Source organism: Streptomyces kanasensis, assembly GCF_043077165.1.
In the GTDB taxonomy this organism is placed as follows: Bacteria; Actinomycetota; Actinomycetes; order Streptomycetales; family Streptomycetaceae; genus Streptomyces; species Streptomyces changanensis.
This window is the reverse complement of the sequence record NZ_JBIBSF010000006.1, coordinates 348,792-372,779: the sequence shown is the minus strand read 5'-3', so window position 1 is coordinate 372,779 and position 23,988 is coordinate 348,792. Positions and strand designations below refer to the sequence as shown.

Annotated in this window: 21 protein-coding genes and 1 riboswitch; of the genes, 16 read left to right on the top strand and 5 right to left on the bottom strand. The window is 72.3% G+C overall.

Going from position 1 to position 23,988, the window contains the following annotated elements:
• Window positions 1–87 precede the first annotated feature (87 nt).
• The 4 genes from ctaC to ACF053_RS17915 all read left to right on the top strand — a co-directional run bounded on the left by ctaC (window position 88) and on the right by ACF053_RS17915 (window position 4,559).
• Entirely contained in the window at window positions 88–1,056 is a 969-nt protein-coding gene (gene ctaC / locus ACF053_RS17930) for an aa3-type cytochrome oxidase subunit II (RefSeq protein WP_228982871.1), read from the top strand.
• Window positions 1,053–2,801, top strand: a complete 1,749-nt coding sequence (gene ctaD, locus ACF053_RS17925) for an aa3-type cytochrome oxidase subunit I (protein WP_391954773.1) — start codon at window positions 1,053–1,055, stop codon at window positions 2,799–2,801. Before ctaC ends, ctaD begins: the two co-directional genes overlap by 4 nt.
• A complete protein-coding gene (locus tag ACF053_RS17920; protein ID WP_391954772.1) occupies window positions 2,798–3,196 on the top strand; it encodes a cytochrome c oxidase subunit 4 in 399 nt (132 codons plus the stop codon). Before ctaD ends, ACF053_RS17920 begins: the two co-directional genes overlap by 4 nt.
• Before the next feature lie 109 nt (window positions 3,197–3,305).
• On the top strand, window positions 3,306–4,559 hold the full coding sequence (locus ACF053_RS17915) for a L,D-transpeptidase (RefSeq protein ID WP_391954771.1): 1,254 nt from the start codon (window positions 3,306–3,308) through the stop codon (window positions 4,557–4,559).
• A 221-nt stretch (window positions 4,560–4,780) separates the two neighbouring features.
• Here the strand turns inward: ACF053_RS17915 and ACF053_RS17910 are convergent, their stop codons facing one another.
• Window positions 4,781–5,182 (bottom strand): hypothetical protein, encoded by a 402-nt coding sequence (locus tag ACF053_RS17910; RefSeq protein WP_391954770.1) that lies wholly within the window; start codon window positions 5,180–5,182, stop codon window positions 4,781–4,783.
• 201 nt (window positions 5,183–5,383) lie between these two features.
• Here ACF053_RS17910 and ctaE point away from each other — a divergent pair, with 201 nt between their 5' ends.
• The 6 genes from ctaE to ACF053_RS17880 all read left to right on the top strand — a co-directional run bounded on the left by ctaE (window position 5,384) and on the right by ACF053_RS17880 (window position 12,548).
• Window positions 5,384–6,004, top strand: coding sequence for an aa3-type cytochrome oxidase subunit III (ctaE, locus tag ACF053_RS17905; RefSeq protein WP_058941336.1), 621 nt, complete (start codon window positions 5,384–5,386; stop codon window positions 6,002–6,004).
• Window positions 6,005–6,078: 74 nt separating this feature from the next.
• Window positions 6,079–6,888, top strand: coding sequence for a cytochrome bc1 complex diheme cytochrome c subunit (qcrC, locus tag ACF053_RS17900; RefSeq protein ID WP_391954769.1), 810 nt, complete (start codon window positions 6,079–6,081; stop codon window positions 6,886–6,888).
• Window positions 6,885–7,934: a cytochrome bc1 complex Rieske iron-sulfur subunit gene (gene qcrA, locus ACF053_RS17895; RefSeq protein WP_391954768.1), complete on the top strand. Its 1,050-nt coding sequence runs from the start codon at window positions 6,885–6,887 to the stop codon at window positions 7,932–7,934. The genes qcrC and qcrA overlap by 4 nt, the downstream gene beginning before the upstream one ends.
• Window positions 7,931–9,556: a cytochrome bc1 complex cytochrome b subunit gene (gene qcrB / locus ACF053_RS17890; protein WP_391954767.1), complete on the top strand. Its 1,626-nt coding sequence runs from the start codon at window positions 7,931–7,933 to the stop codon at window positions 9,554–9,556. The genes qcrA and qcrB overlap by 4 nt, the downstream gene beginning before the upstream one ends.
• 152 nt (window positions 9,557–9,708) lie before the next feature.
• On the top strand, window positions 9,709–10,773 hold the full coding sequence (trpD, locus tag ACF053_RS17885) for an anthranilate phosphoribosyltransferase (RefSeq protein WP_391954766.1): 1,065 nt from the start codon (window positions 9,709–9,711) through the stop codon (window positions 10,771–10,773).
• A riboswitch (SAM riboswitch) is annotated at window positions 10,773–10,890 on the top strand. (Overlaps the previous gene by 1 nt.)
• Before the next feature lie 209 nt (window positions 10,891–11,099).
• The gene (locus ACF053_RS17880; protein WP_391954765.1) at window positions 11,100–12,548 is read left to right on the top strand and encodes an aminotransferase class V-fold PLP-dependent enzyme; all 1,449 of its coding nucleotides are present in this window, start codon (window positions 11,100–11,102) and stop codon (window positions 12,546–12,548) included.
• 32 nt (window positions 12,549–12,580) lie between these two features.
• Here the strand turns inward: ACF053_RS17880 and ACF053_RS17875 are convergent, their stop codons facing one another.
• Together ACF053_RS17875 and ACF053_RS17870 are read right to left on the bottom strand one after the other, a co-directional pair.
• Window positions 12,581–12,862, bottom strand: coding sequence for an Lrp/AsnC family transcriptional regulator (locus ACF053_RS17875; protein ID WP_058941341.1), 282 nt, complete (start codon window positions 12,860–12,862; stop codon window positions 12,581–12,583).
• Window positions 12,859–13,578, bottom strand: coding sequence for a rhomboid family intramembrane serine protease (locus ACF053_RS17870; RefSeq protein ID WP_391954764.1), 720 nt, complete (start codon window positions 13,576–13,578; stop codon window positions 12,859–12,861). Before ACF053_RS17870 ends, ACF053_RS17875 begins: the two co-directional genes overlap by 4 nt.
• Before the next feature lie 214 nt (window positions 13,579–13,792).
• Between ACF053_RS17870 and ACF053_RS17865 the strand changes: the two genes are divergently transcribed.
• From ACF053_RS17865 to ACF053_RS17845, 5 genes are all read left to right on the top strand, one after another.
• Entirely contained in the window at window positions 13,793–14,035 is a 243-nt protein-coding gene (locus ACF053_RS17865; RefSeq protein WP_058941343.1) for a hypothetical protein, read from the top strand.
• Window positions 14,036–14,097: 62 nt separating this feature from the next.
• Entirely contained in the window at window positions 14,098–15,462 is a 1,365-nt protein-coding gene (locus ACF053_RS17860) for an NYN domain-containing protein (protein ID WP_391954763.1), read from the top strand.
• A gap of 314 nt (window positions 15,463–15,776) precedes the next feature.
• Entirely contained in the window at window positions 15,777–16,802 is a 1,026-nt protein-coding gene (locus ACF053_RS17855) for a C40 family peptidase (protein ID WP_391954848.1), read from the top strand.
• 246 nt (window positions 16,803–17,048) lie between these two features.
• Complete coding sequence (locus tag ACF053_RS17850) at window positions 17,049–18,077, top strand: C40 family peptidase (protein ID WP_391954762.1); 1,029 nt, start codon at window positions 17,049–17,051, stop codon at window positions 18,075–18,077.
• 97 nt (window positions 18,078–18,174) lie between these two features.
• Window positions 18,175–19,437: a hypothetical protein gene (locus ACF053_RS17845; RefSeq protein ID WP_391954761.1), complete on the top strand. Its 1,263-nt coding sequence runs from the start codon at window positions 18,175–18,177 to the stop codon at window positions 19,435–19,437.
• On the opposite strand, the gene ACF053_RS17840 is transcribed toward ACF053_RS17845, so the two are convergent.
• On the bottom strand, window positions 19,410–20,669 hold the full coding sequence (locus ACF053_RS17840; RefSeq protein ID WP_391954760.1) for a glycosyltransferase 87 family protein: 1,260 nt from the start codon (window positions 20,667–20,669) through the stop codon (window positions 19,410–19,412). The genes ACF053_RS17845 and ACF053_RS17840 overlap by 28 nt on opposite strands.
• 92 nt (window positions 20,670–20,761) lie before the next feature.
• Here ACF053_RS17840 and ACF053_RS17835 point away from each other — a divergent pair, with 92 nt between their 5' ends.
• Window positions 20,762–21,904 (top strand): glycosyltransferase family 4 protein, encoded by a 1,143-nt coding sequence (locus ACF053_RS17835; RefSeq protein WP_391954759.1) that lies wholly within the window; start codon window positions 20,762–20,764, stop codon window positions 21,902–21,904.
• A gap of 162 nt (window positions 21,905–22,066) precedes the next feature.
• Here the strand turns inward: ACF053_RS17835 and ACF053_RS17830 are convergent, their stop codons facing one another.
• Window positions 22,067–23,863, bottom strand: coding sequence for an AMP-dependent synthetase/ligase (locus ACF053_RS17830; protein ID WP_391954758.1), 1,797 nt, complete (start codon window positions 23,861–23,863; stop codon window positions 22,067–22,069).
• Window positions 23,864–23,988: the final 125 nt, after the last annotated feature.

Below are 23,988 nucleotides of genomic sequence, written 5' to 3'. Positions count from 1 at the left end.
CCAAACCCCTGCCCGCGTCAGGGCCGGCGACCGACCAGCGAGACGGCCGCAGCCGACCCGCGGGCGAGACTCTCGGGAAGGCGCTACGTGAGTCCCAACGGCTCCGACCGCTCGTCGCGGCGCCCGATGCGGCGGAAGCTGCCGCAGGTGCTGACTGCGGGCCTGATCCTGGCTACCGCCTCCGGTTGTTCCTACAACTGGGAGGACTTCCCCCGCCTCGGAATGCCCACCCCGGTGACGGAGGAGGCCCCGCGGATCCTCTCCCTCTGGCAGGGCTCGTGGGCGGCTGCGCTCGCCACGGGCGTGCTGGTGTGGGGTCTGATCCTGTGGAGCGTCATCTTCCACCGGCGTAGCCGCACCAAGGTCGAGGTTCCTCCGCAGACCCGGTACAACATGCCCATCGAGGCCCTGTACACGGTGACCCCGCTCATCATCGTCTCGGTGCTCTTCTACTTCACCGCGCGTGACGAGTCCAAGCTCCTGGCCCTCTCGGAGAAGCCGGCCCACACCATCAACGTGGTCGGCTACCAGTGGAGCTGGGGCTTCAACTACATCGAGAACGTGGACGGCGACGCCGCCACGGGCGCCGAGGTCCCCAAGGAGCTCGGTGCCATTCCGGACAAGTGGCAGAAGCAGTTCCCCGCGGGCGCCGAAGGCGTCCACGACGAGGGCGTCCCCGGCACGCGCAACCCGCAGACCGGCAACCCGGGTCCGACCCTGTGGCTGCCGAAGGGCGAGAAGGTCCGGTTCGTCCTGACCTCGCGTGACGTGATCCACTCCTTCTGGGTCGTCCCCTTCCTGATGAAGCAGGACGTCATCCCGGGCCACACCAACGCCTTCGAGGTGACCCCCACGCAGGAGGGCACCTTCCTCGGCAAGTGCGCCGAGCTCTGCGGCGTCGACCACTCCCGGATGCTCTTCAACGTCAAGGTCGTCTCCCCCGAGCGCTACCAGCAGCACCTCAAGGAGCTGGCCGAGAAGGGGCAGACCGGCTACATCCCGTCGGGCATTCAGCAGACGGACCCGGCCAGGAATGCGGAGAAGAACCAACTGTGAGCATCCTCAACGAACCTCAGGGTGCCGCCACGGCAGCTGACGGCTCGAAGGAGCCGTACGAGAACGAGCTGCCCGTCCGGCGCAAGCAGCCCGGCAACGTCGTCGTGAAGTGGCTGACCACCACCGACCACAAGACGATCGGCACGCTCTACCTGGTCACCTCGTTCGTCTTCTTCTGCATCGGCGGTCTGCTGGCGCTCTTCATGCGCGCCGAGCTGGCCCGTCCGGGTACGCAGATCATGTCGAACGAGCAGTTCAACCAGGCGTTCACGATGCACGGCACGATCATGCTGCTGATGTTCGCGACGCCGCTGTTCGCCGGCTTCGCGAACTGGATCATGCCGCTGCAGATCGGCGCGCCCGACGTGGCGTTCCCGCGGCTGAACATGTTCGCCTACTGGCTGTACCTCTTCGGCTCGATCATCGCCGTGGCCGGCTTCCTCACCCCGCAGGGTGCGGCCGACTTCGGCTGGTTCGCCTACACCCCGCTGTCGGACGCCGTCCGCTCGCCGGGCGTCGGCGCCGACATGTGGATCATGGGTCTGGCCTTCTCCGGCTTCGGCACGATCCTCGGCTCGGTCAACTTCATCACCACGATCATCTGCATGCGCGCACCCGGCATGACGATGTTCCGCATGCCGATCTTCACCTGGAACGTGCTGCTGACCGGTGTCCTGGTCCTGCTCGCCTTCCCGGTGCTGGCCGCCGCGCTCTTCGCGCTGGAGGCCGACCGCAAGTTCGGCGCGCACATCTTCGACCCGTCCAACGGCGGCGCCCTGCTGTGGCAGCACCTCTTCTGGTTCTTCGGCCACCCAGAGGTGTACATCATCGCCCTGCCGTTCTTCGGCATCGTCTCGGAGATCATCCCGGTCTTCAGCCGCAAGCCGATGTTCGGTTACATCGGCCTGGTGGCCGCGACCATCGCGATCGCCGGCCTGTCCGTGACGGTGTGGGCGCACCACATGTACGTCACCGGCGGTGTGCTGCTGCCGTTCTTCTCCTTCATGACCTTCCTGATCGCGGTCCCGACCGGTGTGAAGTTCTTCAACTGGATCGGCACCATGTGGAAGGGCTCGCTGTCCTTCGAGACGCCGATGCTCTGGACGATCGGCTTCCTGGTCACCTTCACCTTCGGTGGCCTGACCGGTGTCATCCTGGCCTCGCCGCCGATGGACTTCCACGTGTCGGACTCGTACTTCGTGGTGGCGCACTTCCACTACGTCGTCTTCGGCACCGTCGTGTTCGCGATGTTCGCCGGCTTCCACTTCTGGTGGCCGAAGTTCACCGGCAAGATGCTGGACGAGCGCCTCGGCAAGATCACCTTCTGGACGCTCTTCATCGGCTTCCACGGCACGTTCCTCGTCCAGCACTGGCTGGGCGCCGAGGGCATGCCGCGCCGCTACGCGGACTACCTGGCCGCGGACGGCTTCACCGCGCTGAACACCATCTCCACGATCAGCTCGTTCCTGCTCGGCCTGTCGATCCTGCCGTTCTTCTACAACGTCTGGAAGACCGCCAAGTACGGCGAGAAGATCGAGGTCGACGACCCGTGGGGCTACGGCCGGTCGCTCGAGTGGGCCACGTCCTGCCCGCCGCCGCGCCACAACTTCCTCACGCTGCCGCGCATCCGCTCGGAATCGCCGGCCTTCGACCTGCACCACCCTGAGATCGCCGCCCTGAGCCAGCTCGAGAACGACGGGCAGAAGGACACCGCGCTGTTCGGTGGCAAGGAGGTCGGCAAGTGAAGATCCAGGGCAAGATGTTCATCTGGCTGAGCTTCTTCATCCTCGCCATGGCCATCCTGTACGGCCTGTGGTCGAAGGAGCCGGTCGGCACCACGGCGCTGTTCATGGCCTTCGGCCTGGCGATCATGGTCGGCTACTACCTGGCCTTCACGGCCCGGCGGGTGGACGCCATGGCCCAGGACGACAAGGAGGCGGACGTCGCGGACGAGGCCGGCGAGCTCGGCTTCTTCTCCCCGCACAGCTGGCAGCCGCTCTCCCTCGCGATCGGTGGCGCGTTCGCCTTCCTCGGCGTCGCCCTCGGCTGGTGGCTCATGTTCTTCGCCCTGCCGCTCATCCTGATCGGCGTCTGGGGCTGGGTCTTCGAGTACTACCGCGGTGAGAACCAGAACCAGTAGGCACCCGCACGGGTGAAAGGGCCCGGCGGTCTCCGGACGGAGACCGCCGGGCCCCTCTTTTGCAGTCGTCCGGAGTGCCGCGCCCGGCGGCTCTTCCTACCGTGTGCTTATGAGCCACACGCCGAGCCTCCGCATCGCCCTCAGCTGCTCCCTGCTGGTCGTCGCCGCAGGCGCCGGCGCTGCCGGTTGCGGGGGACCGGACGGCCACCCGCTCTCCGCGCGGCCCTACGACGCGGCGCGGCAGGTCACCTTCGACGGCTTCGCCGAAGGCCGTGAGGCGGCGCTCGACAAGCCGCTCGCCGTGTCCGTCAAGGACGGCGGCACCCGCATCACCGACGTGACCGCCGTCGACGAGGCCGGCCACCACCTGGCGGGCCGCCTCTCCGCCGACGGCGGCCGCTGGCGCTCCACCGGCCCGCTGGCCGCGGGCGCCCGCTACACGGTCAGGGTCGCCACGGAGAACGGCGAGGGCGCCCCGGGCGTCCGTACGCTGACCTTCCGCACCGCCCCGGCCCGCAACCTCCTGGCGGTGGAGTTCGGCCCCGAGGCGGGCGAGTACGGCGTCGGACAGCCCCTCACCGCCAAGCTCAGCGCCCCGGTCACCGACCGCGCGGGCCGCACCGCCGTCGAGCGTGCCCTGCGGGTCCGCTCCACCCCGAGCGTCACGGGCGCCTGGCACTGGGTCAACGACAAGGAACTGCACTTCCGGCCCAAGGAGTACTGGCCGGCCGGCGCCGAGGTCACCCTCACGAGCAACCTCGCGGGCCTGCCCGTCGGCAGCGGCCTCTACGGCACCGCCACCGACCCGCTGAAGCTCACCATCGGCGACCGCGTCGAGGCCGTCGCCGACGCCGCGGGGCACTACATGACCGTCCGGCGCAACGGAGAAGTGATCAACACCATTCCGGTGACCACCGGCAAACCGGGCTTCTCCACCCGGAACGGCGTCAAGGTCGTGCTGGAGAAGCAGTACTTCGTCCGCATGCGCAGCACCACCGTCGGGATCGCGGCCGGCAGCAGCGAGTCCTACGACCTGCCGGTGTACTACGCCACCCGGGTCACCTGGAGCGGCGAGTACGTCCACGCCGCGCCGTGGTCGGTCGGCTCCCAGGGGGCCGCCAACGTCAGCCACGGCTGCGTGGGCATGTCCACCGGCAACGCCGCGTGGTTCTACGAGACCGTCCAGCGCGGCGACATCGTCCGGGTCGTCAACAGCGCGGGCGAGGAGATGTCCCCCTTCGGCAACGGCTTCGGCGACTGGAACCTGCCGTGGGAGAAGTGGCGGCAGGGCAGCGCGGTCCTCGCGGGCACCCGCGACGGGGCCACCCCCGCCGACGACGCCCGGCTGCGGCCCGGCCTCTGACGCCCCGGCACGCCCCCGCGCTCGTGCCCGGTCCGCCGGCCGGCCCAGGGCGGTCGGCGCGGGCCGTCACGGGCGCCGCGCGGGGCCTGCGGGCCGACGGGCCCGCGACCCCGTCGACGGGGCCTGCGGGCCCACGGGCGTGCCCGGCGGCGCGGCCGCACGGCGTCCACGGGCCAGCCCGCGCGGCCGTGCGGGCTGGCCGTGCGGCGCGGGCGGGCGGCTCAGGCCTCCACGGCCAGCCGGCTGCGCACCAGGGCCGCCAGCGCCTCCGCCAGCTCCACCGGCTCCACCGGCAGCGCCACGGCGGCGTCCGCGCGGCTCCAGGTGGCCAGCCAGGCGTCCTGCGGCCGTGCGATCAGCAGCAGCACCGGCGGACAGCGGAACACCTCGTCCTTGATCTGCCGGCACACGCCCATCCCGCCGGCCGGGACGGCCTCGCCGTCCAGGACGCAGACGTCGATGCCGCCCTCCTCCAGCTTCTCCAGGACGGCCGGGAGCGTCGCGCACTCGACGTACTCGACCGGGGGAACGTCGGCCGCGGGCCTCCGCCCGGCCGCCAGCCGCACCTGCGCGCGGGTGTTCGCGTCGTCGCTGTAGACCAGTACGGTGGCGCTGGACTGCATGGTTCCTCCGAGTTCGTACGCGGGAGTGCTCGGTAACCGATGCGCGGATGCTACTCCGTCCCACCGCCCGTCAACACCGCTCCGACACCCCTCCGGAGGCCGTCCCGATGGGCCGTTCGGGTCAGGTCGGGCCGCCCGCCGGAGGCGGGGACACTCCGAACGGCACCCCCCGGAGTGAGGGCGGGATAAGCGACCGACATAATGTCGGTCGTGGCGACAGCAACGACAGTAGATACCGGGCACGCGCACCCGTCGGTCAATCGACCGAACCTCACCAGCGTCGGAACCATCATCTGGCTGAGTTCCGAGCTGATGTTCTTCGCGGCCCTCTTCGCGATGTACTTCACCCTGCGATCGGTAACGGGTGCCGAATACTGGTCCGAGCAGGCGGGCCACCTGAACTTCCCGTTCTCGGCGACCAACACCACGATCCTGGTGCTCTCCTCCCTCACCTGCCAGCTCGGCGTCTTCGCCGCCGAGCGCGGCGACGTGAAGAAGCTGCGCGCCTGGTTCATCGTGACGTTCGTCATGGGCGCGATCTTCATCGGCGGTCAGGTCCTCGAGTACACCGAGCTGGTCAAGGAGGCGGGCATGTCCCTGTCCTCCGGGCCCTACGGCTCGGTGTTCTACCTGACCACCGGCTTCCACGGCCTGCACGTGACGGGCGGCCTCATCGCGTTCCTCCTGGTCCTCGGCCGGACGTACGCCGCGAGGCGCTTCACCCACGAGCAGGCAACCGCCGCCATCGTCGTGTCCTACTACTGGCACTTCGTCGATGTCGTCTGGATCGGCCTCTTCGCCACGATCTACATGATCAAGTAATCGGGCCGCCGCCTGGCGGACCGAGACACTTCCAGCAAGCATCGACGCAGAAGATCCTGACACCGGGGTAATCCGTGAAAAAGCTCTCCGCACGACGACGCCATCCGCTGGCGGCGGTCGTCGTCCTACTCCTCGCGCTGGCGGCCACTGGGGGGCTCTACGCCGCGTTCGCGCCCGCGAGCACGGCCCAGGCCGACGAGACCGCCCAGTCCCTCGCCATCGAGGAGGGCAAGAAGCTCTACACCGTCGGCTGCGCCAGCTGCCACGGCACCGGCGGTCAGGGCACCTCCGACGGCCCGTCCCTCGTGGGCGTCGGCTCGGCCGCCGTCGACTTCCAGGTCGGCACCGGCCGCATGCCGGCGCAGCAGCCGGGCGCCCAGGTCCCGCGGAAGAAGAACATCTACACGCAGGCCCAGATCGACCAGCTCGCGGCGTACATCGCGTCGCTCGGCGCCGGCCCGATCACCCCCACCGAGAAGCAGTACAGCGTGGAGGGCGCGGACGTCGCCAAGGGTGGCGAGCTGTTCCGCAACAACTGCGCCCAGTGCCACAACTTCACCGGTGAGGGTGGCGCGCTCACCAAGGGCAAGTACGCACCGGGCCTCGACGGCGTCAGCGAGAAGCACATCTACGAGGCCATGCAGACCGGCCCGCAGAACATGCCCACCTTCCCCGACACCACCATGCCGGAGAAGGAGAAGAAGGAAATCATCGCGTACATCAAGGCCGTGAACGGTGACGAGACGCCGACCCCCGGCGGCTTCGGGCTGGGCAGCCTCGGACCGGTCAGCGAGGGTCTGTTCGGCTGGATCTTCGGTCTCGGTACGCTGATCGCCGTCGCCGTCTGGGTCGCGGCCCACACCGCTAAGGCCAAGAAGTCATGAGTAGCCAAGAGATCTCCGATGAGAGCCTGCCGCAGAAGCAGGACACCGCGCACGGCTCGGCAGTAGCCGAGAGCCCGTTCGCCGACCCGGGGCTCCCGCCCCACAAGCCCCGCGTCCAGGACATCGACGAGCGGGCCGCCAAGCGGTCCGAGCGGACGGTCGCCCTGCTGTTCACGATCTCGATGCTGGCCACCGTCGGCTTCATCGCCTCGTTCGTGGCCTTCCCCGTCGACAAGATCGTGTACGTGTGGCCCCTCGGCCACGTCAGCGCGACCAACCTGTCGCTCGGTCTGACGCTGGGCATCGCCCTGTTCTGCATCGGCGCCGGCGCGGTCCACTGGGCCCGCACGCTGATGTCGGACGAGGAGATGGCCGACGACCGCCACCCGATCGAGGCGGCTCCCGAGCTCAAGGCCAAGGTGATGGCCGACTTCGCCCAGGGTGCGGCGGAGTCCGGTCTGGGACGGCGCAAGCTGATCCGCAACACGATGTTCGGCGCGCTCGCGATGGTGCCGCTGTCCGGTCTCGTGCTCCTGCGTGAGCTCGGCCCGATGCCCGAGAAGAAGCTCTTCCACACCTCGTGGGCCAAGGGCAAGCGGCTGATCAACATGAACACCTTCGAGCCCCTGCGGCCCGAGGACGTCTCGGTCGGTTCGCTCACCTTCGCCATGCCGGAGGGCCTGAGCGAGGAGGACCACGACTTCAACAACAAGATCGCCAAGGACGCCCTGATGATCGTCCGGATCCAGCCGGCCGACATCAAGGACAAGCGCGAGCTCGAGTGGTCGCACGACGGCATCGTGGCCTTCTCCAAGATCTGCACCCACGTGGGCTGTCCGGTGTCCCTGTACGAGCAGCAGACCCACCACGTGCTCTGCCCGTGCCACCAGTCCACCTTCGACCTGTCCGACGGCGCCCGCGTCATCTTCGGCCCTGCCGGCCACGCCCTTCCGCAGCTGCGGATCGGCGTCGATGACAAGGGCTTCCTCGAGGCGCTCGGCGACTTCGAAGAGCCGGTCGGTCCTGCATTCTGGGAGCGCGGATGAGTACCGCCAACGACACGACGCGCAAGGCGCCCGCCGGTGAGCGGGTCGCCGACTGGGCGGACGGACGGCTCGGGATCTACTCCCTGGCCAAGTCCAACATGCGGAAGATCTTCCCGGACCACTGGTCCTTCATGTTGGGCGAGGTCTGCCTCTACACCTTCATCATCATCATCCTGACGGGCGTGTACCTGACGCTCTTCTTCCACCCGAGCATGAACGAGATCGTGTACCACGGCTCGTACGTGCCGATGCAGGGTGTGCGGATGACCGAGGCGTACGCCTCGACCCTGGACATCAGCTTCGACGTCCGCGGCGGTCTGCTGATCCGGCAGATCCACCACTGGGCGGCGCTGATCTTCATCGCCGGCATGTTCGTGCACATGATGCGCGTCTTCTTCACCGGCGCGTTCCGCAAGCCGCGTGAGATCAACTGGCTGTTCGGCTTCCTGCTGTTCGTCCTGGGCATGTTCACCGGCTTCACCGGTTACTCGCTCCCGGACGACCTGCTCTCCGGCACCGGTGTCCGCTTCACGCAGGGTGCGATCCTGTCCGTGCCGATCGTGGGCACGTACCTGTCGATGTTCATCTTCGGCGGCGAGTTCCCCGGCCACGACATGGTCGCCCGGTTCTACTCGATCCACATCCTGCTGCTGCCGGGCATCATGCTCGGCCTCGTGGTGGCCCACCTGATCCTGGTCTTCTACCACAAGCACACGCAGTTCGCGGGCCCCGGCCGGACGAACAAGAACGTCGTCGGCATGCCGCTGCTGCCGGTGTACATGGCGAAGGCCGGTGGCTTCTTCTTCCTGGTCTTCGGCGTCGTCGCGGTCATCGCCGGCGCGTTCACCATCAACCCGGTGTGGGCCCTCGGTCCGTACCGCCCGGACCAGGTGTCCACCGGTGCGCAGCCCGACTGGTACATGGGCTTCGCCGAGGGCCTGATCCGCGCCATGCCCGGCTGGGAGATCAACCTGTGGGGCCACACGCTCGTCCTGGGCGTGTTCATCCCGCTGGTCCTGTTCGGCGTGATGCTGGCCGCCATCGCGGCGTACCCGTTCATCGAGTCGTGGATCACCGGCGACAAGCGCGAGCACCACATCCTGGACCGCCCGCGCAACGCCCCGACCCGCACGGGCCTCGGCGTCGCGTGGATCACCGGCTACATGGTCATGCTGATCGGTGGTGGCAACGACATCGTCGCCACGCACTTCCACATGTCGATCAACGCGGTCACCTGGTTCGTCCGGATCGCCTTCTTCGTCGGACCGGTCATCGCCTTCGTCGTCACGAAGCGGATCTGCCTGGGTCTCCAGCGCCGCGACCGCGACAAGGTCCTGCACGGCCGTGAGACGGGCATCATCAAGCGGCTGCCGCACGGTGAGTTCGTCGAGGTCCACGAGCCGCTCAGCCAGGCCCAGCTGCACGCGCTCACCGCGCACGAGCAGTACGCGCCCGCCGAGCTCGGCCCGACGGTCGACGAGAACGGCGTCGAGCGGAAGCCGACCCGTTCGGCGAAGCTCCGCGCGAAGCTGAGCAAGGGCTACTTCGGTGAGGGGAACCAGGTTCCCAAGGCCACGGCCGAGGAGTACAAGGAGATCAGCGCGGGCCACGGCCACCACTGATCACCTCCCCCCGAGGGTCCGCCCCCGGGGGGACCCCGGACCCGAGAAGGTCGCCACGGCAGGAGCCCCGTCCAATCGTCGGACGGGGCTCTTCGCCGTCCCCGGCGGTGGATAGGCTGGGGCTCTCATCCGTCACGGACCCAGGAGCGACCATGAGCGCTGTGCAACCCGCTGGAGGACCGACCACGGCGGGCCGCTCCTGGCCCGTGGTCCTCGACACCCTCCTCGCCGGCCGGGACCTCGACGCCGACACGACCGCCTGGGCGATGGAGCGCGTCCTCAGCGGCGAGGCCACCGACGCGCAGATCGCCGGCTTCGCGGTCGCCCTGCGCGCGAAGGGGGAGACGGTCGAGGAGATCACCGGCCTCGTCCGCACCATGTACGCCCACGCCCGCACCATCGACGTGCCCGGTCCGTCCGTCGACATCGTCGGCACCGGCGGTGACGGCGCGAAGACCGTCAACATCTCCACCATGTCGGCGGTCGTCGTGGCCGGTACGGGCGCGAAGGTCGTCAAGCACGGCAACCGCGCCGCCTCCTCCGCCTCCGGCGCCTCGGACGTCCTGGAGAAGCTCGGCGTCAACCTCGAACTGACCCCGGAGCGGGTCGCCGAGGTCGCCGACGAGGCGGGCATCACCTTCTGCTTCGCCGTCAAGTTCCACCCCGCCCTGCGCCACGTCGCCGCGGCCCGCAAGGAGCTGGGCATCCGCACGACCTTCAACTTCCTCGGGCCGCTGACCAACCCCGCCCGCGTACGGGCCCAGGCGACCGGCGTCGCGGACGCCCGCATGGCCCCCATCCTCGCCGGCGTACTCGCCGAGCGCGGCTCGTCGGCGCTCGTCTTCCGCGGCGACGACGGCCTCGACGAGCTGACCACCACCGCGACGTCCCGCGTGTGGACCGTCCGCGACGGGGCCGTGCGCGAGGAGGCGTTCGACCCGCGCGACGTGGGCCTCGACCTGGTGCCCGTGGAGGCCCTGCGCGGCGCGGACGCCTCGTACAACGCCGACGTCGCCCGCCGGCTGCTCGCCGGCGAGCGGGGCCCGGTGCGGGACGCCGTGCTGCTCAACTCGGCTGCGGCCCTGGTGGCCCTGGCCCCGACCGACGCGCCGCTGGCCGAGCAGATCCGGGCGGGCATGGAGAAGGCCGCGCAGTCCATCGACTCGGGCGCCGCCCGCGCGACCCTGGACCGCTGGGTCCGCGCCAGCAACCGCTAGGTCCTGCTTCTTGGATCAGGCCGGGCGCCGCGAGCCCGGCAGGATCCGAAAGACACCCCCTGGGGCCCCGGGTGAAGACCAGGCCGCAGGCAGCGAGGTCTGCGGCAAGCGCGGACCCCTGCACACCCTGGGGTCCTGGTCCCGAGGGAGCAGTCTCGTGAGCAAGCGAATGCGCTAGGGCCTTCGGCCCTCCTCCCCCTCCGCACGGCCACCGTCGTCATCGCCGGGCCGTGCGTCGAGGCAGTCACCCGTACGCGCCACGGCCCTGCCGTCGCCCTGCGGGTTCCGCACGCCCCCATTCGCCGCGCCCGTTGGGAGAGTCCGCCATGTCCGCGTACCCGAACGCCACCGTTTCCCCCCTCACCGAGGCCGCCCCCGCGGTGTCCGCCGCCGTGCCCGCGCCGGCCACCGTCCCCGTCTCCACCGCCTCCACCCCCTCCGCCTCCGACGGTCCGCTGCCCGTGCTCGGGCGGGACGTGACCGTGCCGCTCGTCACCGGCGGCCACGTCACGTACGCCGCGCTGGACTACGCGGCCAGCGCGCCCGCGCTGCAGCGCGTCTGGGACGACGTCGCCGCGTACGCGCCGTACTACGGCAGCGTCCACCGCGGCGCCGGGTACCTCTCGCAGCTCTCCACCGACCTGTTCGAGAGCAGCCGCGCGACCGTCGCCGCCTTTCTCGGCTGCCGCCCCGACGACCAGGTGGTGTTCACCCGCTCCACGACCGACTCGCTGAACCTCCTCGCGCACGTACTGCCCGAGGGGTGCGAGGTGTTCGTCTTCGAGACGGAGCACCACGCGTCGCTGCTGCCGTGGCGGGGCGCGCGGGTCACCTACCTGGACGCGCCGCGCACGCCGGGGCAGGCCGTGCGCACGCTGGAGCGGGCCCTCGCCGACCGGGAGCCGTACGGCCCCGCCCTCGTGTGCGTGACCGGCGCCTCCAACGTGACCGGAGAGCTGTGGCCCGTACGCGAACTGGCCGCGGCCGCGCACGCGCACGGGGCGCGCATCGTCCTCGACGCCGCCCAGTTGGCGCCCCACCACCCGGTGGACGTCGCCGACCTGGACGTGGACTGGGTGGCCTTCTCGGGGCACAAGCTGTACGCGCCGTTCGGCACCGGCGTGCTGGCCGGCCGGGCGGACTGGCTGCGGGAGGCCGAGCCGTATCTGGCGGGTGGGGGCGCCTCCCGGCGCGTGGCCCGGCGGGCGGACGGCGGCGTGGACGTCGACTGGCACACCACGGCCGCCCGGCACGAAGCCGGTTCACCCAACGTGATCGGCGCCTACGCGGTCGCCTCGGCGTGCACCGCGCTGACCGAGGCCGGGTTCGACGCGCTCGTGGCCCGGGAGTGCGAGCTCATCACGCGCGTGCGGCAGGGGTTGGCCGACGTGCCGCAGGTGCGCGTGCTGTCGCTGTTCGGCGACGACGCCCCGCGCGTCGGCGTCCTCTCCTTCGTCGTGGAGGGGTGGAACAGCTCGCACTTCGCCGCCGCGCTCTCCGCCGAGTACGGCATCGGCGTGCGCGACGGCCTCTTCTGCGCCCACCCGCTGGTGCGCACGCTGCTGGGCGGGGCCCCGCAGGAGCCCGGCGCGTGCGGCGCGCCGGAGGCCGGACCGGGCGAGCGGTCCCTCAACGCGATCCGGGTCAGCTTCGGCGCGGGGACGCCCGACGAGCACGTCGAGCGCTTCGTCCGGGCCGTGCGCGAGCTGGTCCGCGACGGCGCCCGCTGGAGCTACCGCACCGAGGACGGGCGCTGCGTGCCGGACCGTGGCTGAATCCGTTTCACCCGTACGGGTGATTCGCTGGGTTACGCGTCGAGGCCGATCGCGAAGGCCGCCTCCAGGTCGTGCTGGGAGTACGTGCGGAAGGCGACGTGGGTGTCGGTCGCGACGACTCCGGGGATCTTGCTGATGCTGCCCGGGATGACGTCGGCCAGGTCGTCGTGCCTGGCCACGCGGACCATGGCGACGAGGTCGTAGGTGCCGGTGACGGAGAAGACCTCGCTCACGTTGTCGAGAGCGGCGATCGCCTCCGCGATCTCCGGAATGCGGTCCACGCTGGTCTTGATGAGCACGATCGCGGTGATCACGGCTGTCCCTCTCCCTCGGTGGCCGCTGCTGGGGCCTTCACTCTAATGCCCCGGTAGCGCGCCCACGCGTGGAGGAAGCCCAGCCCGAAGCCGATCAGGTGCGCGAGGTAGGCGACGCCCGGACCGCTGCCGGCGCCGCGCGCCGCCAGCCACTGCAGGGCGAACCAGAAGACCAGCACGATCCAGGCGGGGAAGCGCAGCGGCAGGAAGAAGAGGAACGGGAAGAGGCTCGTGACCCGGGCACGCGGGAAGAGGTAGAGGAACGCCCCGAGCACCCCCGAGATCGCCCCCGACGCCCCCACGAGCGTCTGCCCGCTGTCCGCGTGCGCCAGCGCGTACCCGGCGAGTGCCAGACAGCCGCAGACCACGTAGAAGGCGCCGAAGCGCAAGTGCCCCATGCGCTCCTCGGCCATCGCGCCGAAGACGAAGAGGAAGAGCATGTTGCCGAGCAGGTGCAGCCAGTTGCCGTGCACGAACAGGGCGCTCAGCGGGGTGAGCAGCGCCGCGGGCGACCCGCTCAGCAGGTCCGCCGGAATCACTCCCCAGCGCCGGAAGTAGTCGCTCTGGGCCAGGACGAGGTCGTCGCCCGTCCCGTACGACGGATTGAGCCCCGAGGCCGGTCCGAGGACGAACACCACCGCGCACACGCCGATGACGGCGTAGGTCACCGAGGGCCCGGTGACCGCACGCCGGAACGTTCCGCGCCAATCCCTCACGCACAGATCATGACGTACGGGGAGCGAGCCGGACAGAGCGCCTCGCCGGGCCGGCGGTCACCCTGGGCCGGCCCCGCCCTCCGCCCGAGCAGGGGGGACCGCCGAGGCCGTAGGGTTACGGACGTGCCCGGGGCCGCTCCCGGGGCACCCGCAGTCCGACGGCGCACCGCGGGTCGATTACTGGAACGACCGGACCATGACAAGGACGGCCACCATGACGACGGTTCCCCAGCCGACCGCCGAGACCCGCTGGCGCTGCACCCTGTGCGGCAACCTGACACGTTTCGACGTGACGCGCTCCTCGAAGGTCGTGGAGTACGTCCATCTGGACCTGGCGGGGGAGCCCACGGTGGAGGAGCGCGAGGTGGTCAGTGAGACCATCGAGTCGGTCCGCTGCCGCTGGTGCAACGCCGTGGACCGGATCGAGCTGGTGGACAGGCCGGGCGCCGGCTCCTGAGCGGCGCGCCCGGTGCGGCGGGCGGCCCGGTGAAGAGAGAACGACGGTAGGGGTGACGGATCGTGGCGCAGCCCGAAAGCGGCGCTGAGTCGGCCGGTGCGGCCGGTGACGCCGCCGAGGCGCTCGACCGCCCGCTGCCCGAGCCGGTGCGGCGCCGGGTCGTGGCGCTCGTGTCCGAGGCGTTCGGCGGCCTGACGGTCGCCGAGCTGCCGGCCCAGTTGCGGCAGTACGCGCGGTTCACCCCCTCGCGCCGGGCCAGGTTCGCGGGCAACGCCATGGCGGCCGCGCTGGAGGGCGACGCGCTCTTCCGGCAGCGGATCGGCGAGCGGCTGCGGGGAACCCAGCCGGAGCTGACCCGGGCCGTCGAGTCCGGCGCGCCGCCCGCGGCCGCCGACCCCGTCGACGTGGCCGCCGCCGCGTACGTGCTCCGCCCCGCCGGCTGGGTCAAGCTGGTCGCCGCCGCCGGCGAGGAGGTGCAGCGCGCCGACGCCGAGCGGGCCGACGAGGCCGGCCGGCGGGAGCTGGAGCGGCTGCGCGAGGAGCTCGCCGAGGCCCGTGCCCAGACCCGGTCGGAGACCGAGCGGCTGCGCGCCGAGCTGGAGGCGGCCCGCAAGGAAGCCGAATCGCTTCAGCGCAAGCTGCGCAGCGCCCAGAGCGACGTGAAGCGCGGCGAGGCGGCCCTGCGCCGCACGCGGGCGGAGGTCGACGCCGCGAAGGCCGACGCCACCGCCCGGGTCTCCGCCGCGGAGAGCGAGAGCCGCCGCCTCAAGGCGCGGCTCGGCGAGACCGAGGCGGCCCTGGAGGCCAGCCGCCGGGCGGCCAGGGAGGGCCGCTCGGTGGAGGACGTACGGCTGCGGCTGCTGCTCGACACCGTCCTGGAGGCGGCGCAGGGGCTGCGCCGCGAACTGGCCCTGCCGCCCGTCGCGGTGCGCCCCGCCGACTCCGTGGACGCGGTGGAGCCGGGCCGGATGTCGCCCAAGGACATCGCGGCCCGGGCGCTCTCCGAGACCGACCCCGCCCTCCTCGACCAGCTGCTCGCCCTCCCGCAGGCCCACCTGGTCGTCGACGGGTACAACGTCACCAAGACCGGCTATCCGACGATGCCGCTGGAGAAGCAGCGGCTGCGGCTGCTCGGTGGGCTCGCCGGGCTGGCCGCCCGCACCGGTGCCGAGGTCACCTGCGTCTTCGACGGGGCCGAGCTGGCCGCCCCGGTACTGCTGGCGCCGCCGCGTGGCGTGCGGGTGCTCTTCTCCAAGCCGGGGGTCACCGCCGACGAGGTGATCCGCCAGCTGGTGCGGGCCGAGCCCGCCGGTCGGCCCGTCGTCGTGGTCTCCAGCGACCGCGAGGTCGCGGACGGCGTCGCCAAGTCCGGTGCCCGGCCGGTCGCGTCCGTCATGCTGCTCAAGCGGCTTTCGCGGCTCTCGTAACTCCTGCGCCGCATGCCCCATTTGAGGGCGCGTGGCGGAACCCACCGTCAACCGCCCATGACGCAGCGTGGGACGGGGGTGGGGAATGTGGCCGGCGGGCGAGATTTTTCTCATGAGGATTTGAACTGATCACAAGTTGGTCACTAGGGTCTGGGCTCGAACCTTCGCGCGGTTGGTCGTCCATCGGGGACGACAGCGAAGGAACCGCCTAAATCGTGCAGTTCGGACGTATTCACGGGGTGTCCGGGTGCACGGTGCCGGGGCACCGACCGTCCACCGGCAGGCGGCTCATGAGGAAGAAGGAGCTCGCCTCCGTGGCGTCCCACCGTCGACCCAAGCAGCCGAGCCGCACCCGTGTGACCGTGCTCACCGCCACCGCGGCCGCTGCCGTGGCCCTGACCTCGCAGACCGCTTCGGCCGCGCCGCAGCCGACCAAGGACCAGGTCAAGGAGAAGGTCGACAAGCTCCACCACGAGGCCGAAGAGGCCACGGAGCAGTTCAACCTCGCCGACGAACGGCGCGAGAAGCTCCAGAAGGAGATCACCGCTCTCCAGGACCAGGTCGCCCGCGGCCAGGAAGAGCTCAACACCCTCCGCGACGGCATCGGATCGGTCGCCAGCGCCCAGTACCGCAACGGCGGCATGGACCCGTCCCTCCAGCTCTTCCTCTCCTCCGACCCGGACGACTACCTCGACAAGGCGTCCGCCGTCGACCAGCTCTCCGCCAAGCAGACCGAGACGCTCCGCACCATCCAGGCCAAGCAGCGCACGCTCGCGCAGCAGCGCGCCGAGGCGACCGCGAAGCTCGGCGACCTGGAGGACGTCCGCAAGTCGCTCGGCGACAAGAAGAAGAAGTACCAGGCCAAGCTGGCCGAGGCGCAGAAGCTGCTCAACACGCTCACCGCCGAGGAGCGGCGGAAGATGCAGCAGGAGGAGCAGCGTGCCAGCCGGGACGCCGGCGAGCGCGTCGAGCTCGGCAACGAGGTCCCGGCCTCCCAGCGCGGCGCCGCCGCGCTCAACGCGGCCGCCACGCAGATCGGCAAGCCGTACGTCTCCGGTGCCGAGGGCCCCAACTCCTACGACTGCTCCGGCCTGACGCAGTGGGCCTACCGCCAGGCGGGCGTGAGCATCACGCGCACCACGTACACGCAGCAGAACGACGGCGTGAAGATCGGCCGCGGCGAGCTCAAGCCGGGCGACCTCGTCTTCTTCAACAGCCTCGCCCACGTGGGCCTGTACGCCGGCAACAACACCGTGCTGCACGCCCCGAAGCCGGGCACCTCGGTCCGCTACGAGTCGATGGACTATCTGGGTTCGTTCCAGTTCGGCGTCCGCATCTGACCCGTGCGCCCGCGGCCGGGCAGCTGATATGCGCGGCACGCCCGGCGTGTCGGTCGAACCGCCCGCCATGCGCGCCCGATCGGGGGATTTCCCGACCCCCGTACTGACGCCCCGCCCCGCCGGTGACCTGTGGTTCCCGGCGGGGCGTCACCATGTGCGCGCCCGAAGGTCTTTGGTCGCAGCGTGACCACCCCGCTACTGTCTGGCGCGCACCACACTGCGTCACAGCTGAAGGGAGCGCGGTCCGTGGCGTCCCATCGCCGTCCCCCCCACCCGGGCCTCCACCGGAGCGCCAAGGCCACCGTCCTGTCCGCCGCCGCGGCCACGGCGGCCGCCGCCCTCGGTACCAGCCCCGTGCACGCCGACCCGGCCGAACCGGCCGACACCGCACGCGCCCGCGTCGACCGGCTCTACTCCGAGGCGGAGCGGGCCACGGAGAGCTTCAACAAGGCGGACGAGCGCGCCGACCGGCTGCGCGAGGCCGTCGACACGGCCCGCGACAGCGTGGCGCGCGGCCAGGAGCGCATCAACCGCATGCGCGGCGCGCTCGGCGCGGTCGCCGGCGCCCAGTACCGCTCGGGCGGCATCGACCCGTCCCTGGCGCTGATGCTGTCCGAGGACCCCGACACCTATCTCGACAAGGCCGCCGTCCTCGACCGGATCAGCGAGCGGCAGGCCGCCGCGCTGGCCGAACTCCGGCGCGCCGGGCAGCGGCTGGCGCAGGAGCGCGCCGAGGCCACCCGCGCCCTCGTCGAACTGGAGCGCAGCCGCGCGGCCGTGGCCCGCCACAAGCGGCAGGTCGAGCGGAAGCTCGCCGAGGCGCGAGCGCTGCTGCACTCCCTGCCGTCCGAGGAGCGCGACGCCCTCGGCCGGGCGTCCCGCTCGGGCCGCGACGAGGGCTCCCTCCCGCCTCCCACCGGCGCGGCGTCGTCCCGCGCGGCGCTCGCCGTCCAGGCGGCCCGCTCGGCGGTCGGCAAGCCGTACGTGTGGGGTGCCAACGGCCCCGACGGATTCGACTGCTCCGGCCTGATGCAGTGGTCGTACGCCCAGGCCGGCGTCGCTCTGCCCCGCACCTCCCAGGCGCAGCGCGGCGCGGGCCGCCACGTGCCCCTCTCCGAGGCGCGCCCCGGCGACCTCGTGACCTACCGCTCCGACGCCAGCCACGTGGCCATGTACATGGGCAACGGCCAGGTCGTCCACGCCCCCTACCCGGGCGCCCCCGTCCGGTACGACCCGGTCGGCATGATGCCCGTCTCGGCGGTCACCCGCGTCTGACGGCCGCCGTCGCCCCCGCGTACCGCCCGTCGCCCCCGCACTGCCCGCGTACCGCCGCGTGCCGCACCCCGGGGGTCGGGGCGCCTACGATCGGGGCGTGGCAGGACCGGGACGGCGACGCGCGGCGGCGGTGCTCGGCGCGCTCGCGCTCGTCGCGGGGTGCGCCGCACCGGCGTCGACCCCCGCCTCCGTCCCCGCTCCCGGGGCCGACGCGTCCGCCCGCCCGTCGCCCGCCGGTACCGGGCCCACCGGGACGCCGCCCACCGGCCCGGCGTCCGCGGCCGAGCGGGGCATCCGCGAGGCCCTCGACCGGCGGGCCGCCGCCGTGCTGCGCCACGACGTACCGCCGGACGACCCGGCCGCGCGCACCCTGGGCCGCCTCGCCGCCGTTCCGCTGGCGACCTGGGCGTACCGGGTCCTCGGCGTCGTCCGGGACGGGCCCCGGGCCGTGGTGCGGGTCGAGCTGGCGTACGCCCTCGACGGGCACGACGCCGGCCCGGTCACCACCGGACGCGTCCTGGAGCTGGCCGAGCGGGACGGACGGTGGCGGGTGACCGGGGACCGCCCCGCCGACGGGGCCGCCGCCCAGATCTGGGAGCAGGGGCCCGTGCGGGTCGTACGCGGCGCCCGCGCGCTCGTCCTCGGCGCGGGGCAGGACCCGGCGCTGCTGCGGGAGGTCGCCGCCACCGCCGACCGGGCGCTCCCCGCCGTCACGGCCGCCTGGCCCGGGAGGTGGAGCGGGCGGGTCGTCGTCCTGGTCCCCGGCTCCCTCGACGCCATGGCCGCCCTGCTGGGCGGGCCGGCCGACGCGTACCGGGGGACCGCCGCCGTCACCACCGGCCGTCCCGGCGGCGGCGTGGGCGCCCCCGCCGACCGCGTGGTCGTCAACCCGGAGGCGTACCGGGAACTCTCCGGGTTCGGGCGGCGCTTCGTCCTCACCCACGAGACCGTCCACGTCGCCACCCGCACCGCCACCACCGCCGCCACGCCGCTGTGGCTCTCCGAGGGCCTCGCCGACCGGATCGCCTACCGGGGCACGGGCCGCCCCGCCGCCGACGCGGCGCCCGAACTGGCCCGGGCGGTGCGCGCGGGGGACGTCCCGGCCGCGCTGCCCGCCGACGGCGACTTCTCCTTCGGCGGCGACGCCGGGCGGGTCGCCCGCGCCTACGAGGGCGGCTGGCTCGCCTGCGAGCTGATCGCCCGGCGGTGGGGCGGCGAGCGGCTGGCCGCGTTCTACCGCGCGGCGGGCGAGCGCGGCCAGGACCGGGCCTTCCGCGACGTCCTCGCCACGGACCGCGCGGCGTTCACCCGCGCCTGGCGCGACCACCTGCGTCAGGAGTTGAGCAGCGCCCCGTCGTGATGATCGGCCTGGGCGGGCACCCGCGCGGCGCCGGCGTCGCGCAGCCGCGGCTCCGTCACCGTCCGGCGCCACAGCACCCGCGCCGCCGACAGCGACGCCGCGACGAGCAGCCCGTTGCGGACGAAGAGCAGTGCCAGGCCCAGCGCGTCGCTCGCCACCACGTGCGAGAACCACAGCGGGAACTCCAGCAGCGTCACTCCGGTCGCCACGAGCACGAGCAGGACCGGGCGCCGCATGCGGCTGCCCCGCCACACCAGGCACACCGCGGCCAGCCCGACCAGCCACAGCATGTACTGGGGGCTGATGACCCGGCTGGTGGTGGTGAAGAGCAGCACCGCCACGAACGCCGCGTCGCACAGCGTCGTCGCGTCGAACTCCCGCGCCCGCACCCGCCACAGCAGCAGCCAGCCGAACGCCAGCGCCGTCAGGCCCAGCGCCGCGCCGCTGACGAGCGGCACGTACGGGCCGAGGAACTCCACCGACCCGTAGTTCAGCCGCACCTCGCCCTCCCACGCGCCGAAGAACCGCGCCACGTGGAAGACGAGCGAGCCCAGCGACTCCACCTCGGTGCCCCGGTCCCGCTGGAACGTCAGGAACGCCAGCGCCCCCGGGGCCGCGAGGACGCACGCCCCCAGCACCGCCGCGCCCGACGCGGCGGCGGCCACCCACGAGCGGCGCGTCACGCGGCCCCGCGCCGTACCGAGCAGCAGCAGCGCGGGCCACACCTTCAGCAGCGCGCCCACCCCGACGAGGACGCCCATGGTCCGCGGGTGGCGCACCCCGGCCAGCAGGGCGGTGACGGCGACGGCGGTGACCATGATGTCGAAGCGGGCGTACGCGGTCGGCCCGAGCAGCGGGACGCCCGCGAGCCACACCCAGGCGCCCGTGCGGCTCTTGCCGGGCCGCCCGCCCGCGTACACCAGCAGCCCGAAGACCACCGCGTCGCAGACGAGGGCGAGCACGAAGAAGGCGTGCGCGTACTCCAGGAACGGCAGCAGACCGGGGGAGAGGATCGCGAAGGCGGCGGCCGGCGGGTACTGCCAGGTGACGTCGTCCAGCGGGTACGTGCCGCCGCGCAGCACCTCGTACCACTGGAAGTAGATCACCGAGACGTCGGTCGTCACGTCCGGGCCCGGCACGAAGACGACCCTGAAGGTGTAGAGCAGGAGGACGGCCCTGCTGAGCAGCCAGAAGGCGGCCAGGGACCACCGCGGTCCGCTCGGGAGCTTCATCGGTACCTCGTCCGGTTTCGTGGTGGTCTGCGGGTGGGGGGCGGTACGGTGCGCGAGCGGTGCGGCCGGGCCGTTCGGTACTGTCGGCCCCGATGCACAAGACGCTGATCGTAACGAACGACTTCCCGCCCCGGCCCGGTGGGATCCAGGCGTTCCTGCACAACATGGCGCTGCGCCTGGACCCCGAGCAGGTCGTCGTCTACGCCTCCACCTGGAAGCGCGGCCGCGAGGGGGCCGAGGCCACCGCCCGGTTCGACGCGGAGCAGCCCTTCCGGGTGGTGCGGGACCGCACGACGATGCTGCTGCCCACGCCGCGGGTGACCGCGCGCGCGTCGGCGCTGCTGCGGGAGCACGGCTGCACCTCGGTGTGGTTCGGGGCCGCGGCGCCGCTCGGGCTGATGGCGCCCGCGCTGCGCAGGGCCGGCGCCCGCCGCCTCGTCGCCACGACCCACGGCCACGAGGCCGGCTGGGCCCAGCTGCCCGGGGCGCGCACGCTGCTGCGGCGCATCGGCGAGGGCACCGACACGATCACGTACCTGGGCGAGTACACGCGGTCGCGGATCGCCGCCGCGCTCACCCCGCAGGCCGCCGCGCGCATGGTGCAGCTGACGCCGGGCGTCGACGAGAAGACCTTCCACCCCGACTCGGGCGGCGCCGCGCTCCGCGCCCGGCTGGGGCTGGCCGACCGGCCCGTCGTGGTGTGCGTCTCCCGGCTGGTGCCGCGCAAGGGCCAGGACACCCTCGTACGGGCCATGCCGGCCGTCCTCGCCGCCGTGCCGGACGCCGTGCTGCTGGTCGTCGGCGGCGGCCCCTACGAGGACGAGCTGCGCCGCCTCGCCCGCGAGAGCGGTGTGGCCGGTTCGGTGCGCTTCACCGGCTCCGTGCCGTGGGAGGAGCTGCCCGCGCACTACGGCGCCGGCGACGTCTTCGCGATGCCGTGCCGCACCCGGCGCGGCGGCCTGGACGTCGAGGGCCTCGGCATCGTCTACCTGGAGGCGTCGGCGACGGGCCTCCCGGTCGTCGCCGGGGACTCCGGCGGCGCCCCGGACGCCGTCCTGGACGGCGAGACCGGCTGGGTCGTGCGGGGCGGCTCCCCGCAGGACGCCGCCGAGCGGATCGTCCCCCTCCTCCAGGACCCCGACCTGCGCCGCCGCATGGGCGAGCGCGGCCGCGCCTGGGTCGAGGAGAAGTGGCGCTGGGACCTCCTCGCGGAGCGCCTCGAAGCCCTGCTGTAGCCGGCCCCCGCGCCGCCGGGCGTCGATGGTGCGGGCGGTACGGGGCGTCGGTGGGCGGGTGCCCGGCGGGCACGGGCGTCGACGGGCGCGGGCCCGCGGACGGCGCGGCGCCCGTCGGACGGGGGTCCGACGGGCGCCCGGGCGTACGGGGGGAGGCGGGGGTCAGCCGCGGTAGATCGCCTCGATCTCGTCGGCGAAGTCCTTCGCCACCACGTTCCGCTTCAGCTTCAGCGACGGGGTGATGTGACCCGCCTCCTCCGTGAACTGGGCGGACAGGATGCGGAACTTGCGGACCGACTCCGCCTTCGAGACGGCGCAGTTGCCGTCGTCCACGGCCTTCTGCACCTCCGCCAGCAGCTCCGGGTCGTCGCGCAGGGACGCCGCGGTCGAGCCGGCCGGCTTGCCCCGGTCGGCGGCCCAGCGGGTGAGGAACTCCTCGTCCAGGGTGACGAGCGCGCCCACGAACGGCCGGCCGTCGCCGACGACCATGCACTCCGCGACCAGGGCGTGGCCGCGGATGCGGTCCTCGATCACGGCGGGGGCGACGTTCTTGCCGCCCGCGGTCACGAGGATCTCCTTCTTGCGGCCGGTGATGGCCAGGTAGCCGTCCTCGTCGAGGGTGCCGATGTCGCCGGTGTGGAACCAGCCGTCGGCCAGGGCCTCGGCCGTCGCCGACTCGTTCTGCCAGTACCCGGTGAAGACGTGCTCGCCGTGGAGCAGCACCTCCCCGTCGTCGGCGATCCGCACCTTGGAACCGGGCAGGGGCTGGCCGACCGTGCCGATCTTCTGCCGGTCCCACGGGTTGAAGGCCGTCGCCGCGCAGGACTCCGTCAGGCCGTACCCCTCCAGCACGGTGAAGCCGATGCCGCTGAAGAAGTGGCCGAGCCGCTCGCCCAGCGGGGCCCCGCCCGAGATGGCGAACTCGCAGCGCCCGCCGAGCACCGCGCGGAGCTTGCTGTAGACCAGCACGTCGAACAGCTTGTGCTTCAGCCGCAGGCCGAGCGGGACGCCGCCCGGCGTCGCCTTCGCCCGGCTGTAGGCGATGGCCGTCTGCGCGGCACGGTCGAAGATCTTGCCCTTGCCGTCCGCCTGGGCCTTCGCCCGCGCCGAGTTGTACACCTTCTCGAAGACGCGGGGCACACCCAGGATGAGCGTGGGCCGGAACGACGCCAGGTCGTCCGTGAGGTTCTTGATGTCGGGCACGCAGCCGAGCCGGATCGGCGCCAGGACCGAGGCGACCTCCACCATCCGCCCGAAGACGTGCGCCGCGGGCAGGAAGAGCAGCACCGACGAGCGGCCCGTCTGGAACAGCGGCTTGAGGCGCTCCACGACGTTGCCGCACTCGGCGAAGAAGTTGCGGTGGGTCAGCACGCAGCCCTTGGGGCGGCCCGTGGTGCCGGACGTGTAGACGATGGTCGCCGTGTCGTCCGCCCGCGCGGTGCCGCCGCGCTCGTCCAGCGTCGCGTCGGACACCTCGCGGCCGGCCTCGGTGAGCTCCTCGACGGCGCCGCCGTCGATCCGCCACACGTGCCGCAGCTCCGGCAGCGCGTCCCGCACGGACTCCACCGCGTCGGCGTGCGCCTGGCTCTCCACGACCGCCGCCACCGCGCCCGAGTCGCCGAGGATCCACTGGATCTGCTCCGGCGAGCTCGTCTCGTACACCGGCACGGTCACCGCGCCCGCGCTCCACACCGCGAAGTCCAGCTGCACCCACTCGTACCGGGTGCGCGAGATCAGTGCGACCCGGTCGCCCGGCCGGACGCCCCGGGCCACGAGGCCCTTCGCCGCGGCCCGCACCTCGGCGAGGAACTGGGCGGCGGTGACGTCCTCCCACCCGCCGGCGACCTTGCGGGCCATCACGGCCACGTCTGGGTGCTGCGCGGCGTTGCGGCGGATCAGATCCGTCAGGTTGCCGTCCGCGGGGACCTCGTACAGGGCCGGAAGGCTGAACTCGCGCAAGACTGCTGCTCCTCATCGGGCGCCGACGCCACGGCTCTGTGTGATGCGCCGGTTTCGCGGTCCACTACGGACTACGCACTCAGTGGGGGTGAGCACGACTGGACTGCCCGGACGTTACCCACCAG